The organism is Traorella sp. mt218, from assembly GCF_055420025.1.
Genome location: NZ_JBVAYM010000016.1, coordinates 46,289 through 57,928, shown reverse-complemented (window position 1 = coordinate 57,928; position 11,640 = coordinate 46,289). Strand labels below are relative to the sequence as shown.

The following is an 11,640-nucleotide window of genomic DNA, read 5'->3' as shown; positions in this document are numbered from 1 at the left end:
TAAAATATCTACGAAATTTTTTGCCATATCCAAAGAAACCTCAGCTATGCTTAAATGATTTGCTGCGTGAACAAGGATAAACGTAACTGTAACTTCAGATGTTTTTTTTGCCGAATTAGTTAAGATCACTGTATGATCTCTGTGAGCAACCAATAATGCGTCTTCTGCTTTTTTTAATAGTTTATTTGCTTCTTCAAAGTTACCTAATTTTGCACATTCAATTGCTTCTAGCGAACAATTTCGGCTATCACCAGCATTTGCGATGATTGTCATAATCTCATTTTCAAGTACCATATTTCTAATTACCTCTCTTTTTTACATGTACATGTTTTGTAATTTAATTATTTCTTGAAATTACTAATTTTTCTAGTGATTTATTTGCACATCGATGTGAAATACTTTCACTTAAAAGAAAAAAACTTATATGATATCCTATAAATGATGATATACAAATATAATCATCTAAAACTAATAAAAGAGGTCATGAAAATGAATAATAAACAAATCGAAATATTACAGTACCTAATCAAAAAAAATGATTGTGTCACTTCCTCAGAATTACAATCTCTTTTAAACGTTTCTCGTAGAACTGTCATTAATTATATAAATGATATAAAATATGAATGTAAAGGATTAATTGTTTCATCAAAAAACGGATACCAAATAACTAATATCCCCTTAGCGAAATCTTTCATCAATCAAAACGATAATAGTTTTATAGAAAACTACAGCGAAAGAAGAATTGATCTTTTGCATCGTATGATTCTAGGTAATGAAATCATAGATATTGATGAAGCGGCTGATTATTTGTGTATTTCTATAGCAACTCTACATAATGATATTCTAAAGCTAAATTCCGAACTAAAAAAAGCTAATCTTTCAATTAAAACGAAAAAAAACAAGCTATATCTAATTGGCTCATTTAAAGATAAAAGAAAATATATCACTTCTTTATTAAATAGCGAAATTGAACAACGGCATTTCGATCTAAATTCTTTTCAAAGTATTTTTAATTCTGTCGATGTCAATCAAATCCAATCATTAGTATTAGATATTTTAAAGGAAAAAGACTATTTTATAGATGATTATTCACTTTTGAATTATGTCTTACACCTTTCCGTAGTTGTAGAAACATTAATTCAATCCCCGGATACAGAATTTGAAGAAAATACCCTTAATTTTGATTATGCTTCATGGCTAATGCCAATTGTAGAAAAGATTTATGAGCAATTAAAACAGCTATATAATATCAATTTTTCAATAAAATTAATTCTTGATGCTTCACTTTTAATGTCTACAAGAATTATTTCTAAAAACTATGGAAAACTTCCTTATGATGAAGTATCCAACCTTTTAGATAAAGAAACTATATCTATTGTTAACACAATTATTGAACAAGTTAACAGAGCATATGGTCTTGATTTAAAAATTGATAATTTTATGGTTAGATTTGCATTTCACATTCAAAATCTTCTTATTCGTTCCAAAAATAATTATTTTTTGCCAACAAATCATTTTATTTCAATTAAAAATGATTATCCGTTCTTATACCTGATCGCTGAATATATAGGTTCAATTATTCATCAAATTACGAATATTACTTTAAATGAAGTGGAAATTTCCTATATAGCTTTACACCTTGGTGTCTTAATGGAAGAAAAACAAACTTATGCTAAAAACATCAACTGTGCAATCGTGACTTACGACTACTATAACAGCGGAAAATTATTATTTCAGAAATTATCAAGTGAAATTAGTGGATTATATTTATCAAGTGTTGTCAGCTCATATTCTTTTTTAGAAAAACAAGACAATATTGATTTAATTATTACGACATTACCTATTGATCCTACAATTGACATACCTAGTGTTCAAGTTAACATGATTCCAACTAGAGAAGATTATCAATCGTTAATAAAAAAAATAGAACAACTAAGAAGCCGATTATCTACAAAAGAGATTGAGAAAAATATTCGTAAATTCATAAAAAGAGAGTTATTTTTTATCTCGAATCAGTTTGATTCCAGAAATGAAGTTATTACTTATTTATGTAAAAAAATGGAGCAAAACAATTACGTAAACCACGAATATATGGATGCAGTATTAGCACGAGAAAAAATTGCTTCTAGTGCTTACAAAAATTTGGCTTTACCACATCCTGTTGACAATCAGTTCAGTAGTATTAAAGAATCTGCAATTTCTGTATTAATCAGTAGTAATCCAATTAAATGGGAAGATGATTATGTCAATTACGTCTTTATGTTGGCATTTAAATCAGAAGATCGAAATCTTACAAGAGATGTATTTGATTTTATCATAAGTTCTCTAAATAATAAGCAAGTCAACCAAAAAATTATTGATTGTAAAGACTATGATGAATTTATCAATACAATTATTTCAATTATTTAATCATACGATTAATATCGTGTCATCATAAAACGCCCATAACTTTATATTAGAATCAATAAAGATACTATAATTGTTACTATATAAAACAAGCATAAAAAAAGGAGGAAGAATAACAAATGATTCTTCCTCCTTTCTCACATTCAAATATACAATTCTCAAATACAACATAATATTGTATTTTAAAATAAACTACTTAGGACATGTAAAAGTCAATCGCTTGCTTTATACATAAATGCGAAAAATTTGATGCTGTTTTGCAAATATTATCATCTAAGAATTTATATTTAAGCTCTATCTTTTTTTGATTCAATTTCTGCATGAATCATGTAACTATCCATTTTTTTCTAAGTAGTTTTCCATTAATGATTGTATCTCATCTGCCTTTTCTTCTTTTACAAGTGTAAGCAGATACTCAAGAAAACGTGTGCATTGTCCAAGATCAAACTCTTCTTCCAGAAAACAATCCATGGCCATCGAACACTCTTCTTCATATTTTTTATCTACATTTGCCTGAATGATGACAAATAACTTTTCCAGCTCCCTGATATTCATAGCCGACTCCTTTCATAAAGATATCATACCATGAAAGAAGCATTTTGAATATAGTCAAAAAACCTTAAAATACCTACATATATTCCCAGCGAAAACAAGAAGAGATCATTATGAAGCCTTTCTGCATCTTCCATGTTTGTCAGGTATGCCATTTCCACAAGAATAGCAGGCATGCTCGTAGCCCTTAGGACATAAAGCTGAGGATTGACACGTACACCGTTATCACGCGTATGTGCCACCTCTACCATTCCATTCAGCACATCTCGTGCCAGCCTTTCAGCAATGCTCTCATAAGAGTAGATATAAACCTCACTGCCTGAAATCAACGGATTGGCATTATAATTTCCATGCAGCGATATGAAGTAATCCGCCGGCCAGTCATTGGCCATCTGAACTCTTTCCTGAAGAGAGGTGCGGGTATCATAGCCCAAGACCTCTAACGGCGTATTACGGGTCAGACGAACCTCGAAATCACAATTCGTATCTAATAGCTCTTTCAGATAAACACCTGCCTGATAGGTCAATTCTGATTCTATCAATCCATTTGCACTGGCTCCGGCATTGATCGTTCCCGGATTATGTCCCTGATCGATTAAAATTTTTATCATCTCATCACCCTCTTTACAGTCTATGAACAAGAGGAATGAAACAGAACTTACAAGAGCTTTTTAAATCGTCGGATATAAAGCTTTTTCATACATGTCGCAAGCGCAATATATCCAATTACCAAAGCAATAAGAATGACAAAATATTCCATTGGCAATACCGCAAGCTCCAAAGCACCCGCCAAAGGTGTAAAAGGCATCAGGGTAACCGCTAAGATACCGATAAAGCTCATGATCATAAGCGATAAAGATGAACGACTTTGAATAAAAGGTACCTTTTCCGTACGTATCATATGAATGACCAGCATCTGGCTCCACATGGATTCAATAAACCATCCGGTTTGAAAAACTGACATATATAAGGCTTGCATTGCCGACTCATTCAGCTTCGTATAAATAAGGCCTCCACACATCATCGGACAGATGACAAAATACAAGATAAGGTAAGTAGCAATATCAAACAACGAGCTGACCGGACCCATCCATAACATAAAACGACTGATTCCCGATGCGCTCCAAGCCTGCGGCATCTTGATATTTTCTTCATCAACATGATCCCATGAGATCGCAGTACAGGAAAGATCATAAATCAGATTTAAAAGGATCAGCTGAATCGAAGTCATCGGCAAAAACGGAAGGAAGGCACTGGCCGCAAGCACTGACAGCATATTTCCAAAATTTGAAGAAGCCGTTATTTTGATATATTTCATCATATTGACATATGTCCTTCTCCCTTCGATAACTCCCTTTTCCAATACCATCAGATCTTTTTCCAAAAGCACTACCGAAGCCGCTTCCTTTGCGATATCGACCGCACTGTCAACGGAAATACCGACATCTGCCACCTTCATTGCTGCCGCATCATTGATGCCATCTCCCATATAACCGACACTGTGCCCTTTGTTTTTCAAGGCATGGATGATACGTGCTTTCTGAGAAGGTGAAAGCTTGGCAAATACCCGGACATGTGTTACTTCGTCCATAAGCTCATCATCATTCATTTGTTCGATATCATCCCCTAAAAGCACTTTATCAGTATCTAAGCCTACCTCTTGACAAATGGCTCGGGTCACTTTCTCATTATCGCCCGTCAACACCTTTACATCGACTCCATATTCCAAAAGTGCCTCAATTGCCGCTTTGGTCGTTGGCTTTGGCGGATCAAGAAAGGCAAGAAAACCGATCAGGGCCATGTCTTTTTCATCTGCAATCGAAAATTCACCGACAGGAGAAGGATCTGTTTTCTGTGCAACAGCAATGACACGCATTCCCTTTTGATTCAATTCATCTGATTTTTCAAGTACCGTTTGACGTACTCCTTCTGTCAAGGGTTTAATACTTCCGCCAAGCTCCGCATAGCTGCAGCACGCAAGCATCTCCTCGACCGCACCTTTGCTGACAAGCTGCGTCTTGCCCTCGACATCCTTTACTACCACGCTCATGCGGCGTCTTTCAAAGTCAAAAGGAATCTCATCAATCTTCTCATATCGATTGATCAGCGTATCCCATCCTTTCTTTTTTTGTCTGGCAATCACTGCTAAATCAATCAAATTCTTTAATCCCGTCTGAAAATAGCTATTCAGAAAAGCATGACGAAGCACACGTTCATCACTGTGACCATCAATATTCAGATAATATTCCAATACGACCTTATCCTGCGTAAGCGTTCCGGTCTTATCCGTACAAAGAATATCCATTGAACCTAAATTCTGGATCGCATTCAGATTTTTAATGATCACCTTATTTTTGCTCATGACCAAAGCACCCTTTGCAAGCGATGTCGTTACGATCATCGGCAGCATTTCGGGAGTAAGACCTACGGCAATGGAAATCGCAAACAGCAATGCCTGCATCCAATCATTTTTCGTCATTCCGTTAACCACGAAAACAATTGGAACCATCATGAGCATAAAACGTATCAAGACCCATGAAACAGCATTAACCCCCTTTTCAAAGGTTGTCTTTGGCGGCTTTTCATCAAGGCTTTTGGCCATACATCCCAGCATCGTATCATTTCCGATCGCAATTACAATTCCTTTCGCAGCTCCGCTTATGACATTGCTTCCCATAAAAGCCAAATTCGCAGCATCCATCAAAGCTGTTTCATCCGTGATCGTCATCCCGTTCTTTTCAACAGGCTCACTCTCGCCGGTAAGTGCCGACTGGCTGACAAACAGATCCTTCGCTGATAAGATCCGCAAATCTGCGGGTATCATATCACCTGCAGATAAATGGATCAGATCTCCTACGACGATATCCTCGATCGGTATTTCTTCTTTGATGCCCTCACGTTCCACACAAGCTGTCGTATGGATCATACCGCTAAGCTTTTCAGCGACATTGCCGCTGCGTGTTTCCTGTATAAAACGCAGGATTCCTGAAATCATCACCATCGTCGTTATGCTGATGACCGTAACATAATTACGATCATCAGCAGAAGCCAAAACGATATCCGTAAATACAGATATGACCGCCAAGATAAGCAAAACTACTGTAAATGGATTAATAAAGGCTTCTACAAGTCGTTTTGTCAGTGTATTCTTTTTCCCATAAGTAAAGATATTTCTTCCATGATCATCCCTTGATTTTTCAACACCGTCATTGTCCAGACCTCTCTCATTTACATCATAATTTTCCAATATTTCCGGCTCACTATGAGAAGAAGCCCAATATAAACGCCGGTTGATACTTTCAAAGCTATTTACATTTCTTATTTTTTTCATGATTATCTCCTTTCATCGAAGAAGCATTTCAAAAGACGGATATGAAAAGCTTCTTCTAACTAAATTTCTTTGACACGAGCAGCTTTCCGCATCCATCCTCATCACCCCTTTTCTTCATGGAAAGGATTAAAAAAGCCATCGCTGACGATGGCCGGATCATTTAAGCACTATAAAAAGCGTATCTGTACCTATCCCATCGCCCATTTAAACATATTCGACATTGACCTTGATCCATATACGCCACCTCTTTCACTAAAAAAACTCGTATGTCCGATAGACATACGAGAGTGTATCATTCACACATTCGTTTGAGCTTTAACTCTGCAGGGCGATGAAACTGTATTATGATACACCTTGCTTTCGATGTATCCTGTTCAAACCATCTCATAGTGTCTCCACTATTTCGCGGCAACAGTCCGTATCCCTGTAGGAGCCTTACCTACCGAACACTTGAATCCTAACAAATTATTTCATCTTTGTCAACACCTAAAAGGTAAGTTTTTCCTACAGATATTTATAAATCCTTGATCCCCCTCATATCTTAGTGACCATGTCCATACTGATGATGTCCTGACTGATCCTGTGAATAGGATTCAAGCAGATCATGTATCTCACGCATGCTCATGGAGCGTACTTCTTCAATAGAAATATTTATATCAAGCGAGCGCAGTTTCTGATAAGCATGATATTTGCCATAAGAGAGGCCTAACTCATTCGCTTCATCCAATTCTTCATAATAGCCATGATAACAGTGAATGTTCGTATCCTTTGAAGTATAAGCCTCGATATCAGAAAGAATCCTCAACGACTGTTCATCATCATCGCCAATGATTGAGATGATCATGATTTCATCATTCGATAATAATGTTGATATCTCTTTATTCTCTATGATCTGATTGACCGCATCCGCATAATTCATATATTTTACATCATTGATTTGACTTAAAAGCTCTTCACCATCTTCATTATAGCCATTAATGGCAATCACCTTATCAAAGCGATTTACTTCCATCTCGATCGATGGATTGATATCAATGCTGATTGCCAAGGTCGGTGTAAAATACATTTGATATCCAATAAATAACATCAATACGCAAGCAACAGGTATGAGTGCATATCTAAATTTATAAGTATGCCTTTTCGAATAACCCTTTGTCTTATCATAAACAAACTGCTTCGTATGATTTTTCAGTTCTTCCCCGGCTTTTACTTGATGAAATGCTTCTTTTATTATTTTTTCATTCATATTCATCACCCTCCAGTTTCTTTTGAAGCATTTGCTTGGAACGAGTTAATAACGTGTACACCGTATTTACATTTTTATGTAAGATCTGAGCAATTTCAGGAGCTGTATAATCTTCATAATAATGAAGATAAACAACATCTCGATATCGGGTCGGAAGTGAAAGCACTGCCTCTAAAACTTCCTTATGATCAGGTGAAATCTGAGAAGGCTGTTCAATGATTTCATCCAAAGCAACCGTATGTTTCCAAAAACTCTTTAATAAATCTTTACAGGCATTGATTGCAACACGAATCAGCCATGCTTTTTCATGTTCATCACTTTCAAAGTCTACATGACTTAATGCATATTTCAAAAAGACCGTTTGAAAGATATCCTCGGTATCCGCACTGTTTTTTAAATGAATCATACAGATTCTTCGGATGGTATCAGAATACAAATCAATGGCTCGATTTACCTCTTGTTCACTACGCATGACATCCTCTAGCGTCCGTGATGATGACCATAGCGATGATTTTCATAACAGTTCTCATAACAACGCTCATTATCTGTCCGATGATTACATATACCGTCACCATTCACATCAATATATGCAGATGTATATCCTCCATTGTTTTTCCAGTCATAATTTTTCTGGGCAGCATTGTCGCAAATACCATCACCATTCGCATCAATATAATCAGAAATATACCCTGCATTGTTTTTCCGATCAAGACAGGTCAGGCTCTTGTAAGCAGCATGATCACAAATGCCATCGCCATCTTCATCAATATAAGCAGAAATACATCCTTGCTCATAATCTTTCTGAGCCGCCTTGATGCTCATTGCACCAACCACTGCGACAACAAATGCCGCACATACAACAACGATCAACTTTTTCATATATAATTCCTCCCATCATTCAAACCATAACGGTTTTCACTATATATACGAATGATATCTGACAATCCATTCATTTTTTTCAAAATTATTTTAACACGTTCATATAATTCTCTCTACAATAAATACAATTATGTAAACATATGGTAACAGTAATAAAAATGCCTGATTTTCTTAAAAACCAGACAATTTCATATTTAGTATCAGTGAATATCCATTTTTGGAAGATTTAAAATTTCATCATTCAATCTTTATAATATCCGGATAATTCTGCACTTTTATTTTCTTATTATCACGCTCACACTCTCTATGTTAGGTGTCTGTGGAAACATATCGAGAGGTATGACCTTGTTTATTTGATATTTTTTCTTTAATACAGCTAAATTCTTTCCAAGTGTTGCGGGATTACAGGATATGTAGATGATCTTTTTGATTCTGCTTTTTAATATGACATTCAACATATTCTCATCCAATCCGCTTCTGGGAGGATCTACGACCAAAACATCGATATCATTATGCTTCGAGAGATATTCCAGCTTATAAGCGGCATCATCACAGATAAAATGAATATGATCCAGATGATTTTCTTTTGCACTCATATTGGCATTTACCACTGCATCCTTGATGCTTTCGATACCGATGATCTCTTTAGCGTTATCTCTTAGAGTAAAAGAAATACCGCCAATACCGCTATAAACCTCCACCAACAGGTTTACATTCCCAACCTCTTCTTTAACGATCTCATACAAACGGTCTGCCTGCTTTGTATTCAGCTGAAAAAAGGAACGTGGTGAGATTTTCACACGGACACCTTTAAGATCAAAATCTAAAAACCTTTTTTCAGAAAGAGGAATCATTTTATGTCCGAAGATCTCAACTGTTTTCTTTTGAGTATGGATACTTTGCCACAAGGAAATGACATTTGGAATATCTAAGATCCTTTGAATACAAGCTTCATCAATCACATCTTCCCCTGTAACCAAAGTGACCTGTGCATGGTGATCAAGGATACGTATCGCCAGTGTACGAAAACCTTTTTTCGTAGAAGAATCATAGGCCTTATAATGAAAATCATTTAATATATCTAAAATTTCCATCCGAATACGCTCAAGCTGTTCATCATGGATGATACATGTTTCAATAGGTGTAAAATAATTAGAATTGGGCTGATACATTCCTGTAACCAGCTTTTTCCCCTTCATTCCAAAAGGTATCTTACAGGCATTCCGGTAATGAAGAATCTGCTCACTTTTCACGATTTTTCTTACGAGTGATGAAGGTATGGCAGCATATTTCATAAGGCTCTGTTTCAGATTGTCTTCCTTCATCTGACACTGTGCTTCATAATCGGCAATCATCAGGGAGCAGGCCCTGCACTGTTTATAAACACGGCATGCCGGCGTACAGCGATGCTTCGATTTATGAATGATCTGCTTCGTTTTCGCTGTCATATATGTCTTATTCTTTTCCACGATCTCAGCTTCAACCGTTTCAAAAGGCAATGCCCCCTCCACAAATACAGGCTGATGCTCGATATATCCGATACCTTCTCCATTGATCCCGCTTTTTTTAATTTCTATTTTCATATTTTTCCTTAACCTTTCTTAAAATTCCTGTTTCGATATCCGCACAGAAATGGAAAAACCAGTTCCTGCGGTTCTTTTCTTTTTTTGTATTAACAAACTGGGTATTTAAAACATATCCCATATAAATGATCATTGAGATAACCAGTACCGATAAAAACAGCACCATCAATGAAGCCAGAGGACCATAGATCGAATCATAATTCGTAAAATGATAAATGATCTGAAAAAATAAAAGTCCGACCAGATAAATGGCTATCGTTGAAAATAAAGCACCGATAAACCCATAACTCTTTCCCCGATCTTTAAATGTGCATAGATGATAAAACACATAAAAGCCAAACAAGGCTGCCGAAAAATATAAAAGAGGCACATAAATAAAGGAGATCCTGCCCAGATAAGATGTCAGCATCACACAGCCAATGACATATAAATAAATCAGCACAAATTCAAAAACACTGTATATCCGGATCGACCATTTTGGATAATCCACCTTTTCTACGCTCACTGCAATCAATAAAAATGAATAGATACAGCGACTGGCAAGAAATAACGAAACACCCATTGATATCATGGATACCCAAACAGAAGCACTGCTTTTATTCAAAAGAAAGTCAATGAAAGGCGATATCAGTTCTACCGGCATGATTTGGGAAAGCAAATGGATCAATTGATTGACATCAATATTCAGCCACTGAAAAGACGCTACAAAAACGATCAATGCCGGTGCAATCGTCAAAAGCAGCGAAAATGATAAGGAATATACAAAAAGGCTTCCTTCAAATGAATGAATCTGTGCTATGCTTGCGATAATCTTTCTCATGACATCATTATATCCGAATGTCTGCTATTCATTCAAATACTTTGTGATCAAATTTAATAAATTCTCATCATTTTCACTTAAATAAACCGTATATTCATCGATTATTGATAAAGATCCCTTTTCATTCTGATAATCATCCAGTTTTTGATTTAAATGTTCACTGGCATTTTCAAAAACAAAAATCTGTTTACCATTGAATACCAATAATGTCTGAAGTGCAATATAATCATTAAAATCTTTTTCATCGATAGAGAAATAATCCAAAACCTCTTCTTTCTCCATTTCTACATATACTTCTTTTGTTTCATACAATGCTTTTTCCAATAAATCCAATTTTCTTACCGAAGTACAGCCAATAAGCATCAAACAGATCATAAGATGTAGTTTTTTCATGTTCCTCCAAAAAAAAGAAGTAATTATTACTTCTTAATCGTCACTTGCCCAATCAGGCATTTCATCTCCTCGTTGTAATAAGACAGCTTTTTGAAATTCTGTCTGATTCAGAAAAATTAAAATATTTTCAATTTCTTCATCCGTACAACCGATCAAAAGCTTCGCTTCACAATCTTTCTTTAAGATATCGGCGGTTACTACGATAGCACCTACCTTGGTACTCTTAACGCTTCCCTTAAAAACATCGATCGGTGATTGATCACTTCCCGTACTATCGCTTAAATATCCATAATCAACCGGATAAACCAGATTTGAATATTTATAATGACAGGTGTTTTTCGGGCGATCGATCACTAACTGACTTGATAAATACAGGGTATCCAGTTTTTGCCAGAAAAAGGCATTGTTTTCATATGCGTTCATATCTTTA

12 protein-coding genes and 1 riboswitch are annotated in these 11,640 nt (G+C 35.6%); of the genes, 1 reads left to right on the top strand and 11 read right to left on the bottom strand.

Annotated elements, in window-relative coordinates; translation table 11 throughout:
- A partial coding sequence (locus tag ACZYT3_RS09055) for a PTS lactose/cellobiose transporter subunit IIA (RefSeq protein WP_464088414.1) occupies positions 1-294 on the bottom strand: 294 nt, incomplete at its 3' end.
- A gap of 195 nt (positions 295-489) precedes the next feature.
- On the opposite strand from ACZYT3_RS09055, the gene ACZYT3_RS09050 reads away from it, so the two are divergent.
- Positions 490-2,409 (top strand): BglG family transcription antiterminator, encoded by a 1,920-nt coding sequence (locus ACZYT3_RS09050; protein WP_281627877.1) that lies wholly within the window; start codon positions 490-492, stop codon positions 2,407-2,409.
- Positions 2,410-2,739: 330 nt separating this feature from the next.
- Here the strand turns inward: ACZYT3_RS09050 and ACZYT3_RS09045 are convergent, their stop codons facing one another.
- The 10 genes from ACZYT3_RS09045 to ACZYT3_RS09000 form a co-directional block, all read right to left on the bottom strand.
- A complete protein-coding gene (locus ACZYT3_RS09045; RefSeq protein WP_273399739.1) occupies positions 2,740-2,961 on the bottom strand; it encodes a hypothetical protein in 222 nt (73 codons plus the stop codon).
- Positions 2,962-2,984: 23 nt separating this feature from the next.
- Complete coding sequence (locus ACZYT3_RS09040) at positions 2,985-3,569, bottom strand: N-acetylmuramoyl-L-alanine amidase family protein (protein WP_273399741.1); 585 nt, start codon at positions 3,567-3,569, stop codon at positions 2,985-2,987.
- A 47-nt stretch (positions 3,570-3,616) separates the two neighbouring features.
- Complete coding sequence (gene mgtA, locus ACZYT3_RS09035) at positions 3,617-6,289, bottom strand: magnesium-translocating P-type ATPase (protein ID WP_464088413.1); 2,673 nt, start codon at positions 6,287-6,289, stop codon at positions 3,617-3,619.
- 292 nt (positions 6,290-6,581) lie between these two features.
- Positions 6,582-6,743, bottom strand: a riboswitch (M-box (ykoK) riboswitch).
- A gap of 87 nt (positions 6,744-6,830) precedes the next feature.
- Complete coding sequence (locus ACZYT3_RS09030; RefSeq protein ID WP_464088412.1) at positions 6,831-7,535, bottom strand: anti-sigma-I factor RsgI family protein; 705 nt, start codon at positions 7,533-7,535, stop codon at positions 6,831-6,833.
- Complete coding sequence (locus ACZYT3_RS09025) at positions 7,528-8,007, bottom strand: RNA polymerase sigma factor (protein ID WP_464088411.1); 480 nt, start codon at positions 8,005-8,007, stop codon at positions 7,528-7,530. The genes ACZYT3_RS09030 and ACZYT3_RS09025 overlap by 8 nt, the downstream gene beginning before the upstream one ends.
- Positions 8,008-8,015: 8 nt before the next feature.
- Complete coding sequence (locus tag ACZYT3_RS09020) at positions 8,016-8,414, bottom strand: hypothetical protein (RefSeq protein ID WP_464088410.1); 399 nt, start codon at positions 8,412-8,414, stop codon at positions 8,016-8,018.
- Positions 8,415-8,689: 275 nt separating this feature from the next.
- A complete protein-coding gene (rlmD, locus tag ACZYT3_RS09015; RefSeq protein WP_464088409.1) occupies positions 8,690-9,997 on the bottom strand; it encodes a 23S rRNA (uracil(1939)-C(5))-methyltransferase RlmD in 1,308 nt (435 codons plus the stop codon).
- Complete coding sequence (locus ACZYT3_RS09010) at positions 9,981-10,817, bottom strand: YihY/virulence factor BrkB family protein (RefSeq protein ID WP_464088408.1); 837 nt, start codon at positions 10,815-10,817, stop codon at positions 9,981-9,983. The genes rlmD and ACZYT3_RS09010 overlap by 17 nt, the downstream gene beginning before the upstream one ends.
- A gap of 24 nt (positions 10,818-10,841) precedes the next feature.
- Entirely contained in the window at positions 10,842-11,210 is a 369-nt protein-coding gene (locus ACZYT3_RS09005) for a hypothetical protein (protein ID WP_464088407.1), read from the bottom strand.
- Between the two features lie 33 nt (positions 11,211-11,243).
- On the bottom strand, positions 11,244-11,633 hold the full coding sequence (locus tag ACZYT3_RS09000; protein WP_464088406.1) for an Inorganic pyrophosphatase: 390 nt from the start codon (positions 11,631-11,633) through the stop codon (positions 11,244-11,246).
- Positions 11,634-11,640 lie beyond the last annotated feature (7 nt).